At 45.4% G+C, this 18,863-nt stretch carries 12 protein-coding genes and 1 pseudogene; 10 read left to right on the forward strand and 3 right to left on the reverse strand.

What is annotated here, in order from left to right:
- Positions 1 to 223 precede the first annotated feature (223 nt).
- Together ACYX4M_RS08965 and ACYX4M_RS08970 are read right to left on the reverse strand one after the other, a co-directional pair.
- Positions 224 to 1,261 carry a GGDEF domain-containing protein gene (locus ACYX4M_RS08965; protein WP_476082731.1) on the reverse strand — a complete coding sequence of 346 codons (1,038 nt, stop codon included), beginning with the start codon at positions 1,259 to 1,261 and terminating at the stop codon, positions 224 to 226.
- Positions 1,245 to 1,772 carry a methanogen output domain 1-containing protein gene (locus ACYX4M_RS08970; RefSeq protein ID WP_476082732.1) on the reverse strand — a complete coding sequence of 176 codons (528 nt, stop codon included), beginning with the start codon at positions 1,770 to 1,772 and terminating at the stop codon, positions 1,245 to 1,247. The genes ACYX4M_RS08965 and ACYX4M_RS08970 overlap by 17 nt, the downstream gene beginning before the upstream one ends.
- 463 nt (positions 1,773 to 2,235) lie before the next feature.
- Between ACYX4M_RS08970 and rplK the strand changes: the two genes are divergently transcribed.
- The 10 genes and pseudogenes from rplK to tuf all read left to right on the forward strand — a co-directional run bounded on the left by rplK (position 2,236) and on the right by tuf (position 17,843).
- Entirely contained in the window at positions 2,236 to 2,664 is a 429-nt protein-coding gene (gene rplK, locus ACYX4M_RS08975) for a 50S ribosomal protein L11 (RefSeq protein ID WP_014951043.1), read from the forward strand.
- Between the two features lie 4 nt (positions 2,665 to 2,668).
- Positions 2,669 to 3,364, forward strand: a complete 696-nt coding sequence (gene rplA / locus ACYX4M_RS08980; protein ID WP_020744434.1) for a 50S ribosomal protein L1 — start codon at positions 2,669 to 2,671, stop codon at positions 3,362 to 3,364.
- 306 nt (positions 3,365 to 3,670) lie between these two features.
- Positions 3,671 to 4,189: a 50S ribosomal protein L10 gene (gene rplJ / locus ACYX4M_RS08985; RefSeq protein ID WP_014951041.1), complete on the forward strand. Its 519-nt coding sequence runs from the start codon at positions 3,671 to 3,673 to the stop codon at positions 4,187 to 4,189.
- A gap of 57 nt (positions 4,190 to 4,246) precedes the next feature.
- Complete coding sequence (rplL, locus tag ACYX4M_RS08990; RefSeq protein WP_015068303.1) at positions 4,247 to 4,624, forward strand: 50S ribosomal protein L7/L12; 378 nt, start codon at positions 4,247 to 4,249, stop codon at positions 4,622 to 4,624.
- Positions 4,625 to 4,949: 325 nt separating this feature from the next.
- Positions 4,950 to 8,978, forward strand: a complete 4,029-nt coding sequence (rpoB, locus tag ACYX4M_RS08995) for a DNA-directed RNA polymerase subunit beta (protein WP_474872384.1) — start codon at positions 4,950 to 4,952, stop codon at positions 8,976 to 8,978.
- An 81-nt stretch (positions 8,979 to 9,059) separates the two neighbouring features.
- Positions 9,060 to 13,235, forward strand: a pseudogene (gene rpoC / locus ACYX4M_RS09000) (DNA-directed RNA polymerase subunit beta').
- Between the two features lie 309 nt (positions 13,236 to 13,544).
- Positions 13,545 to 13,919, forward strand: coding sequence for a 30S ribosomal protein S12 (gene rpsL / locus ACYX4M_RS09005; protein WP_025257518.1), 375 nt, complete (start codon positions 13,545 to 13,547; stop codon positions 13,917 to 13,919).
- Between the two features lie 75 nt (positions 13,920 to 13,994).
- The gene (gene rpsG, locus ACYX4M_RS09010) at positions 13,995 to 14,465 is read left to right on the forward strand and encodes a 30S ribosomal protein S7 (protein ID WP_014980519.1); all 471 of its coding nucleotides are present in this window, start codon (positions 13,995 to 13,997) and stop codon (positions 14,463 to 14,465) included.
- 27 nt (positions 14,466 to 14,492) lie between these two features.
- Complete coding sequence (gene fusA, locus ACYX4M_RS09015; RefSeq protein WP_334060627.1) at positions 14,493 to 16,595, forward strand: elongation factor G; 2,103 nt, start codon at positions 14,493 to 14,495, stop codon at positions 16,593 to 16,595.
- Positions 16,596 to 16,658: 63 nt separating this feature from the next.
- Entirely contained in the window at positions 16,659 to 17,843 is a 1,185-nt protein-coding gene (gene tuf / locus ACYX4M_RS09020; RefSeq protein ID WP_012519826.1) for an elongation factor Tu, read from the forward strand.
- Between the two features lie 527 nt (positions 17,844 to 18,370).
- On the opposite strand, the gene ACYX4M_RS09025 is transcribed toward tuf, so the two are convergent.
- A complete protein-coding gene (locus tag ACYX4M_RS09025; protein WP_476082733.1) occupies positions 18,371 to 18,841 on the reverse strand; it encodes a type II secretion system protein in 471 nt (156 codons plus the stop codon).
- Positions 18,842 to 18,863 lie beyond the last annotated feature (22 nt).

An 18,863-nucleotide genomic window follows, 5' to 3' on the forward strand; every position in this document is an offset into this window, starting at 1 on the left:
ACTTGCAATTTTGAAAAGGCCTCTATTACATAGGGGCTTTTTTATTTGTCGAATAAGTTAATTGAATTTCGTCTTCTACTATATTGCTAGCAAAACAACAAAAATAGGCAGACTGTGTATTGCAGGCGATTGAGAAGTGAGGCGCTGAGTGTTTAGCGAGATGAAAGTGAATAGTCATTCACTAACACAGTTAAAGTTCATTGTTGGCGTGCGGTCTCTTCAGCTAAAACCTATCACTCAGAGCCTGTAGACAGTATGAAACGGCTTCCACTACATCTATAAACTTTGGTGATTTATCTTTAGTTTCGTGTGTACTTGATAAATTGATCAGCCCGTTGCTCTTTGCTTTGTAAAGTGCCTTATCAGCTTTGGCTATGGCATCTTCAGGCGATAAAGCCTTTGATAGTGAACAGTACCCAGCGCTGGCGGTCATTCTAATAGTTTCTCTACTGGTTTTAACTACGCTTTCTCGTAATTTTTTCATTGCTCTAGAGAGAAACAGCACCGCTTCATCTTCTGTACAGTTGCTAAGAATGACCATAAACTCTTCTCCCCCCCAGCGGCCTACAATATCGGCAGCACGAGCCTCACCTTCTAGACAAGATGCAAATACCCTCAAAGCTATATCACCCGAGTCATGACCATAAACATCGTTAATTTTTTTGAAATGGTCTATGTCAAAAAGGGCTATTACTGCATCTTCACTACTTCTTTTGGTCGAATGCCATTGATATTCTAGAGAAGTGTTTAAAAAACGGCGGTTCTTTAGCCCTGTTAGTTCATCTGTTGTTGCTTTAAGGGAGGCAATACGTGCCTTTCTAGCGTGATTAATTTCAGCCTCTTGCATCTCCCTAAAGCGGGATGTAATTTTAAGTAAATGTTCATCAAGCTGCACAAGCATTGCAGCTGGTAATCCAGACTCTTTATAACGCAGAGCGGATATATAGCCTGGTACGCTTTTTTGAACACCGCAGCTGTCAAGTTCCAACTTCAACTTAACTGGGAATAAACCAGTTCTCTTTGTTGCTATTGTCGCTAATTCCAGAATATTTTCAGTATCGTAGACATTAGATGTGAGGCAAAAAATTTGTTGAATATTGTCTTTGATAATGATTTTTGGCACTTTATAGTAAAGTTGGCGATTGTAATTAAGTATCTCTCCATCCATGGCTGCAATAACAGCAGGCTCAGTAATATTGTCCAGTAAAGAACGAAGACTCACATCATCAACAATCTTGGCGTGGTCAACCGAAATACTCATTAAGTGCTCCAGTATCATCGCTGCTTGGCTCTAAATGAATAACTATGTGACAGTGGCCATCTCCGTTTGCAATCGTCTTTTTCAATTCAACAGCGGCATACGAAAATTGCGTTGACACAATTTTTCCAAAGACATTCGCCGTCATTGAGCAAAGCGGACGTTTGCCTACTACATTTACACCAAATGGACATTTGGTATTGAGCAAAACAATCGCATTTTTAGAAACCTCAGACACCCGAAACCGTCCCCCTATTCTTCGCTTCAAATCAACTAAAACATGGGCAATAGTATCTAAAGTCATGGCCTCATCATTTATCTCAACCTTGTATTTGTTGTACAGCAACTCTCCCACTTTATCTGCAACCATACTGATGAAGCTTTTCGACTCTTCATATCCAATAACGTCCTCTAAAAGCTTTTCAAGCTCTAGCAAGATAGTTTGATGGAATGAACTAGCGTCAATATCGATATTCTTGCATGCTATTCGATTTGCAATATTTTGCTCTGTCATGTCATTTCCTCAACTTATACTTTAGTTGTAGAACATGGTGATTAAATAATCAACAATCAGCTATCGCAGTCCACAGTGTTTAACTAGTTAAGTGAGCTCGTCCTAATACAAAAAATGTGAGAAGAACTTTATTCGTGCTTGGAAAATGCTATTTGCGAATATATCGTGGGGCAGAGGGCGTATCTCATCATTGTTTAACTTAGTTAGTTCTTCCATTGTTAATTAATCCTTACCTAAATGAATATAACTGACTCTGCGCCCCTGTCTGAAGCTATGTAAACTTTGAATCACTTTTGCGATAAAAAAATACTGACCTTTCGATGGTTTTTTATTCTAATTAGCCCTTGCATAGTAATTAATCACCTTATATAATGCGCGCCCTTTTAAACGGAAACGGGAAGCCGATTGAGCAAATAATCTCTGTATTTGCGAGGCGTTAGACCCAAACAAGAGAGCATGTAAAATGGCTAAAAAAGTAAGCGGTATTATCAAGCTTCAGGTTGCAGCTGGCGCTGCTAACCCAAGTCCACCGGTTGGTCCTGCACTAGGTCAGCACGGTGTAAACATCATGGAATTCTGTAAGGCTTTCAACGCGAAAACTGAAAGTCTTGAGAAAGGCGCTCCAGTTCCAGTAGAAATTACTGTATACGAAGATCGCTCTTTCACATTCGAAACTAAGACTCCTCCTGCGTCTTACCTGCTTAAGAAAGCAGCGGGCATCAAGAGCGGTTCTGGCCGTCCTAACACTGAAAAAGTGGGTAAAGTTACTCGCGCTCAGTTGGAAGAGATTGCTAAAACTAAAGAGCCAGACCTTACTGCAGCTGATCTAGATGCAGCGGTACGCACTATCGCGGGTTCTGCTCGCTCAATGGGCTTGAACGTAGAGGACTAATCGAATGGCTAAATTAACTAAACGCGCTCGCCTAGTACGCGACAAAGTTGACTCTACTAAAGAGTACGAAATCAACGAAGCAGTAGCGCTTCTTAAAGAACTAGCAACTGCTAAGTTCGCAGAAAGCGTTGACGTATCTGTAAACCTTGGTATCGATGCGAAGAAATCTGACCAAAACGTTCGTGGTGCAACTGTACTACCTAACGGTACTGGTAAAGACGTTCGCGTTGCAGTATTCACTCAAGGTGCAAATGCTGAAGCAGCTAAAGAAGCTGGTGCAGATATCGTTGGTATGGACGACTTAGCTGAGCAAGTTAAGAAAGGCGAAATGAACTTTGACGTAGTAGTTGCTAGCCCAGACGCGATGCGTGTTGTTGGTCAACTAGGTCAAATCTTAGGTCCACGTGGCCTTATGCCTAACCCTAAAACTGGCACTGTAACGCCTGACGTTGCAACTGCAGTTAAGAACGCTAAAGCTGGTCAGGTACGCTACCGTAACGATAAGAACGGTATCATCCACGCTAGCATCGGTAAGATTGCGTTCGAAGCGAACCAAATTCAAGAAAACCTTGAAGCGCTACTTGAAGCACTGAAGAAAGCTAAGCCTTCTTCTGCTAAAGGTACATACATCAAGAAGATCAGCCTAAGCACTACAATGGGTGCTGGTGTTGCTCTTGATAAGGCTTCTGTAGGTCTTTAATTTCGCTGAGCTAACGCTCATCGAAATCTCTTAAAGGTTATGGGTTGGAGCTGTGGCAATTAGCAGTGCTAATAAGCAGCTCCCGTCCAAGACCGCAGGTGCGGTGTGGTGAAAGAGGTAAGAGAACTTTCACAGTCAACACACTGCTTAATACAACAACCTGCGCAGACGGTGGTTTGACTCAGACTCTCTGGGGTAACAAACACCGTAGAGCGGTATCAACCATGAGGGTTGGTATCAATCTGTGAACCCTGACGGCGTGAGTAGGTAACTACACTCAAAGTCAGATACAAAGAGGTGAACTCAGTGGCACTAGGTTTAGCAGCAAAAAAAGAGATCGTAGCAGAAGTTTCTGAAGTTGCGTCTCGCGCTCTATCCGTAGCCGTTGCTGAATACCGTGGGATGGAAGTTGCAGAACTGACTGACCTACGTGTTAAAGCTCGTGAGCAAGGCGTATACCTAAAGGTTGTACGTAACACTCTTGCAAAGCGTGCTCTAGCAGACAGTCAATTTGCAGACTTAGACAGCGCCTTAACTGGCCCGCTTATCTATGGTTTCTCTATCGACGCACCAGGCGGTGCGGCACGTCTTTTCAAAGACTTCGGTAAGACTAACGATAAGCTTAAAGTTACAGCACTATCTATTGGTAGCGGTCTTCTTGGTCCAGAGAAATTGGACGCAGTTGCAGCACTACCTACCCGCGACGAAGCGCTTGCGAAACTACTTGCAACCTTCAAAGCACCAGTTGGGAAATTCGTTCAAACAATCAACGAAGTTCCTGGCAAGTTTGTGCGCGTATTGGCGGCGGTCAAAGACACCAAGTAATTGGCGTTTTTGGCATATTGATTTTTTTAACATTTTATACCCAGGAGTTTAGAGAACATGGCTCTAACTAAAGAAGATATCTTAAACGCAATCGCTGAAATGCCGGTAATGGAACTGGTAGAACTAATTGAAGCGGCTGAAGAGAAATTCAACGTATCTGCTGCAGCTGCTGTTGCTGTTGCTGGTCCAGCTGCTGGCGGCGACGCTGCTGCTGCAGAAGAAAAGACTGAATTCGACGTTGTAATGACTTCATTCGGTGGCAACAAAGTTGCAGTTATCAAAGCAGTTCGCGGCGCGACTGGCCTAGGTCTTAAAGAAGCTAAAGAAGTAGTTGAGTCTGCTCCTAAAGCTATCAAAGAAGGCGTAAGCAAAGATGAAGCTGAAGCACTTAAGAAAGAGCTTGAAGAAGCTGGTGCAGAAGTAGAAATCAAGTAATCTGACCTAGTCAGATTATTGCCTGAGACGGCAAGGCTGGTGGTTTTTTGAACCACCAGCCTTTTTGCGCTGTATAGTGTGTAGAAACTAACCCTTGGTTACACTACTTAAAGCGCCATTCGGAAATACCCATAAAAAGCATAAAAATCCAACAAGTTAACTAATAATTGGTTAAATTTTGTTGTATGCTGGTGTATCTGCCCGAAAAAGGGTTGTGGAAGTTTGTTGCTTAGTGCGCCATTTGAAACGCAGCTTTTAGCCCATAGCACGCGTTTTAAAGCATTTTGCAGCAGGTTGGGTCATAAATCAGCAGGCTGAGGAACCCATGGTTTACTCTTATAGCGAAAAGAAACGTATCCGTAAGGATTTTGGCAAACGCCCACAGGTACTGGAAATTCCATACCTTCTTTCAATTCAGCTTGATTCTTTCAAAAAGTTTATTGAGACCGATCCGGAAGCTCAATACGGTTTGGAAGCAGCATTTCGTTCCGTTTTTCCAATTAAAAGCTACTCAGGTAGTTCAGAGCTTCAATATGTAAGCTACCGCCTGGGAGAGCCAGTTTTCGACGTTAAAGAATGTCAAATTCGTGGCGTAACTTTCTCTGCTCCGTTAAGAGTAAAACTACGGTTAGTGTTGTTCGATAAAGACGCTGCCCCAGGTACCGTAAAAGATATTAAAGAACAAGAAGTGTACATGGGCGAGATCCCGTTGATGACTGAGAACGGTACGTTCGTTATCAATGGTACTGAGCGTGTTATCGTGTCACAACTACACCGTTCACCTGGTGTATTCTTTGATCACGACAAAGGTAAAACCCACTCGTCAGGTAAAGTGCTTTATAACGCACGTGTAATTCCTTACCGTGGTTCGTGGTTAGACTTCGAGTTTGACCCGAAAGATAACCTATTTGTACGTATTGACCGTCGTCGTAAATTGCCTGCAACCATTATTTTGCGCGCACTTGAAATGACGTCTGAAGAAATCCTTGATACTTTCTTCGACAAAGTTGGCATACGTATCAATAAAGACAAGTTGATGATGGAAGTGGTTCCAGATCGCCTTCGTGGTGAAACTGCCGCTTTTGATATTATCGATGGTGAAGGCAACGTTGTTGTTGAAACTGGTCGTCGTATCTCAGCACGTCATACTCGTGCACTAGAGAAAGCAGGTCTTACTGAGCTAGAAGTTCCAGCTGATTACCTAATTGGCCGCGTATACGCTGCTACTTACGTAAACGAAGATACTGGCGAAGTTATTGTAAGCGCGAACGAAGAACTTACCCTTGAGAACCTTGCGGCACTAAGCCAAGCGGGTATCAAAGAGTTCGAAACGCTTTACATCAACGAGCTTGACCACGGTTCATATATTTCAGATACACTTCGTATCGACTCTTCAACTAACCGCCTAGAAGCACTAGTTGAAATCTACCGTATGATGCGTCCTGGTGAGCCACCAACAAAAGACGCAGCGGAAACCTTGTTCGATAACTTATTCTTCTCTGACGAACGTTACGACCTTTCTTCTGTTGGCCGCATGAAGTTCAACCGCCGTCTAGGCCGTGAAGAACTTATTGGTTCGGGCACACTAGATAAAGAAGACATTATTTCTGTAATGAAGCAGCTAATAATGATTCGTGACGGTAAAGACGAAGTAGATGATATCGATCACCTAGGTAACCGTCGTATCCGTTCTGTTGGTGAAATGGCAGAGAACCAATTCCGCGTTGGTCTTGTACGCGTTGAGCGTGCAGTTAAAGAGCGTCTAAGCTTAGGCGATCTAGACAACGTAATGCCACAGGACCTAATAAACGCTAAGCCTATCTCGGCTGCGGTTAAAGAGTTCTTCGGTTCATCTCAGCTTTCTCAGTTCATGGACCAAAACAACCCGCTATCAGAAGTAACGCACAAGCGTCGTATTTCTGCATTAGGCCCGGGTGGTCTTACACGTGAACGTGCAGGCTTCGAGGTTCGAGACGTACACCCGACTCACTATGGTCGTCTATGTCCAATCGAAACGCCGGAAGGCCCGAACATCGGTCTTATTAACTCATTGGCAAGCTTCGCGCGTACCAATGACTTCGGTTTCCTTGAAACACCTTTCCGTCGCATTGTTGATGGTGTGGTAACAGACGAAATCGATTACTTATCTGCAATTGAAGAAGGTCAATTCGCAATCGCTCAGGCTAACATTGCGCTGACTGAAAATGGCGAGTTGGTAGACGACCTAATTCCATGTCGTCACCGTGGTGAAACTACTTTGATGCCAACTGAAGACATCAAATACATGGACGTTTCACCACAGCAAATCGTTTCAATTGCTGCGAGCATTATTCCATTCCTAGAGCACGATGATGCAAACCGTGCACTTATGGGTGCGAACATGCAACGTCAGGCAGTACCTACATTGCGCGCTGATAAGCCGCTAGTTGGTACCGGTATGGAAAGAACTATCGCGGTTGACTCAGGTGTTACTGTAGTTGCTAAGCGCGGTGGTGTGGTTGACTATGTTGATGCCAGCCGTATCGTAATTAAAGTAGACGAAGATGAAATGCTTCCAGGTGAAGCGGGTATCGATATCTATAACCTGACTAAATACACGCGTTCTAACCAGAACACTTGTATCAATCAGAAGCCTACCTGTAGCGTTGGTGACCCGATTGTTACTGGTGACGTGCTAGCTGACGGTCCTTCAACAGACCTAGGTGACCTTGCACTTGGTCAGAACATGCGTATTGCGTTCATGCCGTGGAATGGTTACAACTTCGAGGATTCAATCCTTATTTCTGAGCGTGTAGCGCAGGAAGACCGTTTCACTACAATCCACATTCAAGAGCTTAGCTGTATCGCTCGTGATACTAAGCTTGGGCCAGAAGAGATTTCTTCTGATATCCCGAACGTGGGTGAATCTGCACTAAGCAAACTTGATGAATCAGGTGTTGTTTACATTGGTGCGGAAGTGAAAGGCGGTGACATCCTAGTAGGTAAAGTAACGCCTAAAGGTGAAACTCAGCTTACGCCAGAAGAGAAACTACTACGTGCAATCTTCGGTGAAAAAGCGTCTGACGTTAAAGATACGTCTCTACGTGTACCTAACTCTGTTCACGGTACCGTAATCGACGTTCAAGTATTTACCCGTGACGGTGTAGAGAAAGACAAGCGCGCGCTAGAAATTGAAGATATGCAGCTACGTCAGGTTAAGAAAGACCTTACTGACGAATTCGAAATTCTTGCAGACGGTATCTTTGCCCGTGCACAAACTGCACTTCTACGTGCTGGTGTTGACCAAGCTAAGCTTGACAGCCTGCCGCGTGAAAAGTGGTTTGAAATCGCACTTAACAGTGAAGATGCACAGCTAGAGCTTGACCAAATCGCTGATCAACATGCTGAAATCAAATTAGACTTCGATAAGAAGTTTGAAACTAAGCGTCGTAAGATCACACAAGGCGATGACCTAGCGCCTGGCGTACTTAAGATTGTTAAGGTTTACCTTGCGGTTAAGCGTCACATCCAACCGGGTGACAAGATGGCCGGACGTCACGGTAACAAAGGTGTTATCTCGACTATCCAGCCTGTAGAAGACATGCCATACGATGCTAACGGTACGCCGGTAGATATCGTTCTTAACCCACTAGGTGTACCGTCTCGTATGAACATCGGTCAGATCCTAGAAACTCACTTGGGTATGGCTGCACACGGTCTTGGTGTGAAGATAGATCGCATGATTAAAGAGCAGCGTGAGCTGGCTGAACTGCGTGAGTTCTTGAAGAAGGTGTACGAGCTTGGTGAAAATCACCAAGAAGTTGACATCGATAACTTCACAGACCACGAAGTACGTCGCTTAGCGGAAAACCTTCGTAAGGGTGTTCCAATTGCAACGCCTGTGTTCGATGGTGCTCGTGAATCTGAAATCAAAGAAATGCTGAAGCTTGCTGATATTCCAGAAAGCGGTCAGATTTCATTGTTCGACGGTCGTACAGGTCGCGAGTTTGAGCGTCCAGTTACGGTTGGTTACATGTACATGCTGAAACTGAACCACTTAGTAGACGACAAGATGCACGCGCGTTCTACTGGTTCTTACAGCCTTGTTACACAGCAGCCTCTTGGTGGTAAAGCACAGTTTGGTGGTCAGCGCTTCGGTGAGATGGAAGTGTGGGCACTTGAAGCATACGGTGCAGCATATACCCTTCAGGAAATGCTTACTGTTAAGTCAGATGACGTTAACGGCCGTACCAAGATGTACAAGAACATCGTCGATGGCGACCACAGAATGGAACCTGGCATGCCAGAATCATTCAACGTACTACTTAAAGAAATTCGCTCGTTGGGTATCAACATCGAGCTTGAAGAAAAGTAATACGGCAATCGCCGCGTAATGTTATGAGATGGCCCGGCGCTTGCGCCGGGTTCTAGAGACTGACTCCGCTGGGAGAGTAATGTGAAAGACTTATTAAAGTTTCTAAAGCAACAAAACAAGACCGAAGAATTCGATAATATTCGAATTGGTCTGTCTTCACCTGACATGATCCGTTCATGGTCATTTGGTGAAGTTAAAAAGCCTGAAACAATTAACTACCGTACGTTCAAGCCTGAGCGTGACGGTCTGTTCTGTGCGCGTATCTTTGGTCCGGTTAAAGACTATGAATGTCTTTGCGGTAAGTACAAGCGCCTTAAGCACCGTGGTGTTATCTGTGAAAAGTGTGGCGTTGAAGTTACACTGACTAAAGTACGCCGTGAGCGTATGGGTCACATCGAGCTAGCTAGCCCGGTTGCACACATCTGGTTCCTTAAATCACTACCGTCTCGTATCGGCCTTATGCTTGATATGACACTTCGTGATATTGAACGTGTACTTTACTTTGAATCATACGTGGTTACAGAGCCAGGTATGACTACACTTGAGCGCAGCCAACTTCTTAACGAAGAAGAGTATTTGGATGCACTTGAAGAGCACGGTGACGAGTTTGATGCGAAGATGGGTGCTGAAGCAGTATTCGATCTTCTAACGGTACTTGACGTAGACGCAGATGTAGCGGCTATGCGTGAAGAACTGCCTTCAATCAACTCTGAAACTAAGCGTAAGAAAATTACTAAGCGTCTTAAGTTACTTGAGTCATTCCAACAGTCTGGCAACAAGCCAGAGTGGATGATCATGACGGTTCTTCCGGTACTTCCACCAGATTTACGTCCTCTAGTACCACTAGATGGCGGCCGTTTTGCAACGTCTGACCTTAACGACCTATACCGTCGTGTAATTAACCGTAACAACCGTCTTAAGCGTCTTCTAGACCTAGCTGCTCCAGACATTATCGTACGCAACGAAAAGCGTATGCTTCAAGAGTCTGTTGATGCGCTTCTAGATAACGGACGTCGTGGTCGTGCAATTACCGGTTCTAACAAGCGTCCACTTAAGTCGCTTGCAGACATGATCAAAGGTAAGCAAGGTCGTTTCCGTCAAAACCTTCTTGGTAAGCGTGTTGACTACTCAGGCCGTTCTGTAATTACCGTTGGTCCAACGCTACGTCTTCACCAGTGTGGTCTTCCTAAAAAGATGGCACTTGAGCTATTTAAGCCGTTTATCTACGGTAAGCTTGAAGGTCGTGGTCTTGCGACAACAATTAAAGCAGCTAAGAAGCTTAGTAGAGCGCGAAGCACCAGAGGTTTGGGACGTACTAGACGACGTTATCCGCGAACACCCGGTACTACTTAACCGTGCACCTACACTTCACCGTTTGGGTATCCAAGCATTCGAACCTACACTAATCGAAGGTAAAGCGATTCAGCTTCACCCGCTAGTGTGTGCAGCGTACAACGCCGACTTCGATGGTGACCAAATGGCGGTACACGTACCGTTGACAATCGAAGCACAGCTAGAAGCGCGTGCACTTATGATGTCAACGAATAACATCCTGTCTCCAGCGAACGGTGAGCCAATCATCGTACCTTCACAGGACGTTGTATTAGGTCTTTATTACCTAACGCGTGACAAAGTAAACGGCTTAGGCGAAGGCATGGTATTTACCAGCCCGAATGAAGCAGAAAAAGCGTACCGTACAGGTAATGCTGAGCTTCACTCTCGCGTTAAAGTACGTATTACTGAATATGACATCGATGAAGATGGCAATAAAACTGAGAAAGTAACGCTAACTGACACTACTGTTGGTCGTGCAATTTTCTCATTGATCCTTCCAAAGGGTCTGCCGTTTGAAATCATCAACCAAGCAATGGGCAAGAAGCTAAATTTCAAAACTATTGAATGCTTGTTACCGTACGCTAGGTCTGAAAGATACAGTAATTGCTGCTGACCAAATCATGTATACCGGTTTCCACTACGCGATGATCGCGGGTGCGTCTGTTGGTATCGACGATATGGTTATTCCTGCTGCGAAGAAAGACATCATCGATGCAGCGGAAGCAGAAGTTATTGAAATTCAGGAACAGTTCCAAAACGGTCTTGTTACCGCGGGTGAGCGTTACAACAAAGTTATCGATATCTGGTCAAATGCCAACGAAAAAGTTGCTAAGGCCATGATGGATAACCTTAAGACTGACATCGTAATTAACCGCGATGGCGAAGAAGAAGAGCAATCATCATTTAACTCTGTTTACATGATGGCCGACTCGGGTGCTCGTGGTAGTGCCGCTCAGATTCGTCAGCTAGCAGGTATGCGTGGTCTCATGGCTAAGCCAGATGGCTCAATCATCGAAACCCCAATTACGGCGAACTTCCGTGAAGGTCTGAACGTACTACAGTACTTCATCTCAACTCACGGTGCTCGTAAAGGTCTAGCGGATACCGCACTTAAGACAGCTAACTCGGGTTACCTAACGCGTCGTCTAGTAGACGTTGCACAAGACTTGGTAATCACTAACGACGACTGTGGCACATTCGAAGGTGTTCAAATGACACCACTAATCGAAGGTGGTGACGTAGTTGAGCCACTACGCGAGCGCGTACTAGGTCGTGTGGTAGCAGAAGATGTACTTAAGCCAGGTACTAACGAAGTACTAGTAGAGCGTAACGTTCTTCTAGACGAAGCGTTAGTAGACATGCTTGAAGCTAACTCAGTTGACCAAATCATGGTTCGCTCGGTAATCACTTGTGACAACGACTTCGGTGTTTGTGCTAAGTGTTACGGTCGTGACCTTGCACGTGGTCACATGGTGGGTAGCGGTGAATCTGTTGGTGTTATTGCAGCACAGTCAATCGGTGAGCCAGGTACACAGCTTACCATGCGTACGTTCCACATCGGTGGTGCGGCATCACGAGCATCTGCTGAGAACAGCGTACAAGTTAAGACGGCGGGTAGCCTTAAGCTACACAACGCGAAATTCGTACGTAACTCTGACGGCAAAGTGGTTATCGTTTCTCGTTCAACAGAACTTACTGTTATCGACGAGCAAGGCCGTGAGAAAGAGCGCTATAAAGTACCTTACGGTGCTGTACTTAGCGTGGATGACGGCGCAACGATTGCAGCTGGCGACATTGTTGCTAACTGGGACCCGCATAGTCACCCAATCATCACTGAACGTGCAGCTAAGATTAAGCTTCGCAGACATTGATGACTCTAACACCGAAATGCAGCAAGACGAGCTTACTGGTCTAACACGTATCGTTGTTAAAGACCTTGCGAAAGTTAACGCGAAAGAGCCTAAGCTAATTCTTGAAAGCGACGAGTTCGGTCTTCAAGAAATTCGTCTTCCAAGCTTCACCACAATCGAAGCGAAAGAAGGTAAAGTGGCTAACGAAGGTGACGTGTTAGCACGTATTCCTCAGGAAAGCTCGAAGACTCGTGATATCACCGGTGGTCTACCGCGCGTTGCGGACCTATTTGAAGCACGTAAGCCTAAAGAGCCTGCAATTCTTGCAGAAATCTCAGGTACTATCGGCTTCGGTAAAGAGACCAAAGGTAAGAAGCGTCTTGTAATTACGCCTGCTGAGGGTGACGCATACGAAGAGATGATTCCTAAGTGGCGTCAGCTTAACGTGTTCGAAGGTGAGAAAGTGGAAAAAGGCGAAGTTATCGCTGATGGTCCAGAGTCTCCGCACGATATCCTACGTCTACGTGGTATCTCAGCAGTGGCAAACTACATCGTGAACGAAGTTCAGGAAGTATACCGTCTACAGGGTGTTAAGATTAACGATAAGCACATCGAAGTAGTTATCCGTCAGATGCTACGTAAGTGCATTATCACTAATCCAGGCGATACGCAGTTCCTTGAAGGCGAACAGGTTGAAGTATCGAACGTTAAAGTGGCTAACCGTGAAATTGAAAAACACGGAAAGATCCCAGCGCAGTACGAAACACAACTGCTTGGTATCACTAAAGCGTCACTGTCTACTGAGTCATTTATCTCAGCTGCATCGTTCCAAGAAACAACACGTGTTCTAACTGAAGCTGCGGTTCAAGGTAAAGAAGATGACCTACGCGGTCTGAAAGAAAACGTAATCGTTGGTCGTCTAATTCCAGCGGGTACCGGTTTCGCTTACCATGAACGCCGTGCACAAAAACGCAAAGAGCAAATCGAAGAAATGTCAGTATCTGCTGCTGAAGCAGAACAGGCACTAACCGAAGCGCTTAATGCAGGTGCAGACGAAGATACTGCCGAATAAGGCATGATCATAGGAGTACGTTAACGTACTCCTAACAATTTGGCAGTCAAGTTGTACAGATTGCAGATAAATTAACTGCTTAAGCTTTGTACACCTTGACAGTCAGAGCGATGATCTTTAATATTCCGCGACCCGATTTTGGATAGCCATCAAATGGCTCGATAAACGGTCGCGGTTTTTCGTATCAGCGCTCAGTGAATATTGACGAGCACAATGTTCACAAACAAGCGCGATTAAACAATTAATCGCATTAATATGGACCCAATCACAGTGATTGGGTTTTCGTAGTTTTTAATCAGGAGCTAGTTAATGGCAACAGTTAACCAGTTAGTGCGCAAGCCGCGTAGAAAGCCCGTTGAAAAAAGCAACGTAGCTGCTCTACAAGCTTGTCCACAAAGACGTGGTGTATGTACTCGTGTATATACTACTACGCCTAAGAAACCAAACTCTGCACTACGTAAAGTATGTCGTGTACGTCTAACTAACGGTTTTGAAGTTTCTTCATACATCGGTGGTGAAGGTCACAACCTACAAGAGCACAGTGTAGTACTTATCCGTGGTGGTCGTGTTAAAGATCTACCAGGTGTTCGTTATCACACAGTTCGCGGTACTCTTGACTGCGCAGGTGTAAACGATCGTAGACAAGCCCGTTCTAAGTACGGCGCGAAGAAGCCTAAATCTTAACGGTTCTCCGTTAGTAAGGCCAAACTGAAGTTTAAGAGTTTTGGGTTTTCCCTGAATTCATACGGAGAATAGAAAATGCCAAGAAGAAGAGTCGTAGGTCAACGTAAAATCCTACCAGAGCCAAAATTTGGTTCACAACTGCTTGCGAAATTCATGAATGTCGTAATGCTCGACGGCAAAAAGTCAGTCGCTGAAAGAATCGTTTACGGTGCGCTTGATATTGTTGCTGAAAAAACCGGCAAAGCACACCTAGATATCTTCGAGGAAGCGCTTGATAACATCCGCCCAACAGTAGAGGTTAAGTCTCGTCGTGTTGGTGGTTCAACTTATCAGGTTCCAGTTGAAGTACGTCCAGTTCGTCGTAACGCGCTAGGTATGCGTTGGATGGTAGAAGCTGCACGTAAACGTGGCGAAAAGTCTATGGCACAACGCCTAGCGGCTGAAATGCTAGACGCAGCAGATAATAAAGGTTCAGCGGTTAAGAAACGTGAAGACGTTCACCGTATGGCCGAAGCAAACAAAGCGTTTGCTCACTACCGTTGGTAATCAACGTTATTTAACTGAGAGAGATTTATGCCTCGTAAGACCTCGATTGAGCGTTATCGCAATATTGGTATTGTGGCTCACGTGGACGCGGGTAAAACCACGACCACAGAGCGAGTCCTGTTTTATACAGGACTGTCTCACAAAATCGGTGAAGTGCACGATGGTGCTGCTACCATGGACTGGATGGAGCAAGAGCAGGAGCGTGGTATTACTATCACGTCTGCTGCAACGACTTGCTTCTGGTCTGGTATGGAGCAACAGTTCGATCAGCACAGAATTAACATCATCGACACCCCTGGACACGTAGACTTTACTATAGAAGTAGAGCGTTCATTACGTGTACTAGACGGTGCAGTAGTTGTGTTCTGTGGGTCTTCTGGGGTAGAACCTCAATCAGAGACAGTCTGGCGACAGGCTGACAAATATCAAGTGCCACGCCTAGTGTTCGTTAATAAAATGGACCGGGCTGGCGCTGATTTTGAGCGCGTTGTGGGGCAAATCCGCAAGCGTTTAGGCGCAAACTGTGTTCCGATTCAAATCAACATGGGCGCTGAAGAGAATTTCCATGGCGTCATCGACCTTGTGAAGATGAAAGCCATTAACTGGAATGAAGACGACATGGGTATGACATTTACCTATGAAGACATTCCAGCTGAATATCTTGATACCGCTGAGCAGTACCGCACCGAAATGATCGAAGCGGCTGCAGAAGCGTCTGATGAGCTGATGGATAAGTATTTAGAAGGCGAAGAGCTTACTGAAGAAGAAATCCGTTTAGGCCTTCGTACGCGTACACTGAACAACGAAATTGTTCTTGCCACTTGTGGCAGTGCCTTCAAAAACAAAGGTGTTCAGGCAGTACTAGACTCTGTTATTCATTATCTTCCGTCTCCAACAGAAGTTAAGGCCATCACAGGTGTACTTGACGACAAAGACGAGACAGAAGCAGAGCGTCATTCAAGCGACGATGAGCCGTTCTCAGCGCTAGCATTTAAAATAGCGACCGACCCATTTGTGGGTACGCTAACCTTCTTCCGTTGTTACTCTGGTGTAGTAAACACGGGTGATACGGTTTACAACCCTGTTAAGGGTAAACGTGAGCGATTCGGGCGTATCGTGCAAATGCACGCGAAAGACCGCGAAGAGCTTAAAGAAGTACGCGCAGGTGACATTGCCGCTGCTATCGGCCTTAAAGATGTAACCACGGGTGATACGCTTTGCGATCCTAATAACGTTATCACGTTAGAGCGTATGGAATTCCCCGACCCTGTTATTTCAATAGCGGTTGAGCCTAAATCTCAGGCTGACCAAGAGAAAATGGGCATTGCCCTTAGCAAGCTTGCGGCAGAAGATCCGTCGTTTAAAGTTAAAACTGATGACGAGACGGGGCAGACAATTATCTCAGGTATGGGTGAACTACACCTTGATATCATTGTCGACCGCATGAAGCGCGAATTTAAAGTTGAATGTAACGTAGGTAACCCACAGGTTGCTTATCGCGAAACCCTTCGTAAATCTGTTGAAGTGGAAGGGAAGTTCGTTCGTCAGTCAGGCGGCCGCGGCCAATTTGGTCATGTATGGCTGCGCATTGAGCCTCAGGAAGAAGGTTCAGGCTACGAATTTGTGAACGAAATCGTCGGTGGTGTTGTACCAAAAGAGTTCATTCCAGCGGTCGATAAAGGAATTCAGGAGCAGATGCGAAGTGGTGTTCTTGCAGGGTTCCCGGTACTAGATGTAAAGGTTACTTTGTTTGATGGTTCGTACCACGATGTTGACTCTTCTGAAATGGCGTTTAAGATCGCCGGCTCTATGGGTTTCAAAAAAGGCGCCGCAGAAGCAAATCCGGTGTTGCTTGAACCCACAATGAAAGTTGAAGTGACTACTCCAGAAGACTGGATGGGTGATGTAGTTGGTGACATTAATCGTCGCCGCGGCATGATCGAAGGTATGGAAGATGGCGTAGCAGGTGTTAAAATAATACGTGCAAAAGTGCCGCTTTCAGAAATGTTTGGCTACGCAACTGATTTGCGTTCACAAACACAAGGTCGTGCTTCATACTCAATGGAGTTCTTCAATTATTCTGAGGCGCCGAACAATGTGGCGCAGGCTATTATTGAATCTAGAATTTAATCTAAATGAAGGTTCGGTCCGGTCTATTGGTGGGTCGGACTTTTAACTTAGGAAACGAGAAAAATGGCAAAAGAAAAGTTTGAACGTACGAAACCCCACGTAAACGTGGGTACAATCGGCCACGTTGACCACGGTAAAACTACCCTAACTGCAGCTATCACTACAGTTCTTTCTAAAACTTACGGCGGTTCTGCTCAGGCTTTCGATCAAATCGATAACGCGCCTGAAGAGAAAGCTCGTGGTATCACCATTTCTACTTCACACGTAGAATATGACACTCCTACTCGTCACTACGCACACGTAGACTGCCCAGGACACGCTGATTACGTTAAAAACATGATCACTGGTGCTGCTCAGATGGACGGTGGTATCCTAGTAGTAGCTGCGACTGATGGCCCTATGCCACAGACTCGTGAGCACATCCTACTTGGTCGTCAGGTTGGTATTCCTTACATCATCGTATTCATGAACAAGTGTGACATGGTTGATGATGAAGAGCTTCTAGAGCTAGTAGAAATGGAAGTTCGTGAACTTCTTAACGAATACGAATTCCCAGGTGATGACCTACCAGTTATCCAAGGTTCAGCTCTTAAAGCGCTTGAAGGCGACGCAGAGTGGGAAAAGAAAATCATCGAGCTTGGTGAAGCGCTTGATTCATACATCCCAGAGCCAGAGCGTGCAATCGACAAGCCGTTCATCCTTCCAATCGAAGACGTATTCTCAATCTCAGGCCGTGGTACTGTTGTAACAGGTCGTGTTGAGCAAGGTATCATCAAGGTTGGTGAAGAAGTAGAAATCGTAGGTATCAAAGACACTACTAAGACTACTTGTACTGGTGTTGAGATGTTCCGTAAGCTTCTTGACGAAGGCCGCGCGGGTGAGAACGTTGGTGTTCTTCTACGTGGTACTAAGCGTGATGAAGTTGAACGTGGTCAAGTACTAGCTAAGCCTGGTTCAATCACTCCGCACGTTAACTTCGAAGCAGAAGTATACGTACTGTCTAAAGATGAAGGTGGTCGTCATACTCCATTCTTCAAAGGCTACCGTCCACAGTTCTACTTCCGTACAACTGACGTAACTGGTGCTGTAGAGCTTCCAGAAGGCGTAGAAATGGTAATGCCTGGTGACAACCTTAAATTCAAAGTTGAGCTAATTGCTCCGATTGCGATGGAAGAAGGTCTTCGTTTCGCAATCCGTGAAGGTGGTCGTACAGTAGGTGCTGGTGTTGTATCTAAGATCCTAGACTAATCTAGACTTAGCAACAGAAGCCAAAAAAGCGCACTTAGGTGCGCTTTTTTTATGCCTTTTGGAAAGTGCGTGAGCGTATGCCCTTACTATGCTTTAAATAAGACTTTGTAGGAGAGGGGGATACGCCGTAAAACCATCCATGGCGGCTTCGCAGCAGCGTCCCTGCTGCGATCAGTGTTTGATGGGGCTTCACTCCCTCCTTAATCGGCATAGTAAATAGCTTGAGAGGAGGAAGGGGAACACGCCGTAAAACCATTCATAGCGGCTTCTCAGCAGCCTCCCTGCTACGATCAGTTTTCGATGGGGCTTCACTTCCTTCACAATTTGCAAAGCAGAAAGCTTTGGGGTGAGGAGAAAGCTCGCCGTGAACCCATTCCGGCTTTAAGTAAGAGGTACGACACCACATTCCTGCGATGCCGGCGGGCAGAGAGCATTCACTCACGTCCGTTATTCTGCGTGAAATGAAAGCTTCTAGAAGAGAGTGTGCAAGCGCGAGAAGTTTCTGCTATTACTGCGCGAAGGTTGTGTTAGGCATTACAGTTATTGACGGTTATAGTGGGTTTGTCACCTTGATTGGGATGACGATAGGTAAGCTTACATACGTCGTCTTCTTCAATCTCGTCATTGCTAAAGCCGCTAGTTTTTCTTTCTAGAGTGAAGATAACTTCAGGGGCCGAGCCTGTTAATTTCCAATCGTCCTCGGTGAAGTCTGCTACGAGTTTTAAATTTGTTTGTGTTGCGTAAGGGTAGCCATAGCGTACACGAATACCTGAAGTTAGGGTGGTATCAGCGCTGCCTTCAACACCCTCAAGGAGTGATTTTGCATAGACAACATCTGAAGAAGCGACTAGGGCAGATTTTAAGCCCTGAAGCGCGCCCACTTGCGCGTCTTTTTGAATGTTTAGAAGCTTAGGCGCAGCAGTGACAGCTAGTATGCCAAGCACAACGATTACTACAATTAGCTCTATTAAAGTGAAGCCTTTATTCTTGACGTGCATACCTTACTGTACTTGGAAGCCT

The organism is Alteromonas sp. ABV4_150, from assembly GCF_056311745.1.

Excerpts from the sequence above, each read along its gene's own strand:
- rpoB (WP_474872384.1), top strand. The coding sequence starts at position 4,950 with ATGGTTTACTCTTATAGCGAAAAGAAACGTATCCGTAAGGATTTTGGC.
- tuf (WP_012519826.1), top strand. The coding sequence starts at position 16,659 with ATGGCAAAAGAAAAGTTTGAACGTACGAAACCCCACGTAAACGTGGGT.
- rplK (WP_014951043.1), top strand. The coding sequence starts at position 2,236 with ATGGCTAAAAAAGTAAGCGGTATTATCAAGCTTCAGGTTGCAGCTGGC.
- ACYX4M_RS08965 (WP_476082731.1), bottom strand. The coding sequence starts at position 1,261 with ATGAGTATTTCGGTTGACCACGCCAAGATTGTTGATGATGTGAGTCTT.
- rpsG (WP_014980519.1), top strand. The coding sequence starts at position 13,995 with ATGCCAAGAAGAAGAGTCGTAGGTCAACGTAAAATCCTACCAGAGCCA.
- fusA (WP_334060627.1), top strand. The coding sequence starts at position 14,493 with ATGCCTCGTAAGACCTCGATTGAGCGTTATCGCAATATTGGTATTGTG.
- rpsL (WP_025257518.1), top strand. The coding sequence starts at position 13,545 with ATGGCAACAGTTAACCAGTTAGTGCGCAAGCCGCGTAGAAAGCCCGTT.
- rplL (WP_015068303.1), top strand. The coding sequence starts at position 4,247 with ATGGCTCTAACTAAAGAAGATATCTTAAACGCAATCGCTGAAATGCCG.
- rplA (WP_020744434.1), top strand. The coding sequence starts at position 2,669 with ATGGCTAAATTAACTAAACGCGCTCGCCTAGTACGCGACAAAGTTGAC.
- ACYX4M_RS09025 (WP_476082733.1), bottom strand. The coding sequence starts at position 18,841 with ATGCACGTCAAGAATAAAGGCTTCACTTTAATAGAGCTAATTGTAGTA.
- ACYX4M_RS08970 (WP_476082732.1), bottom strand. The coding sequence starts at position 1,772 with ATGACAGAGCAAAATATTGCAAATCGAATAGCATGCAAGAATATCGAT.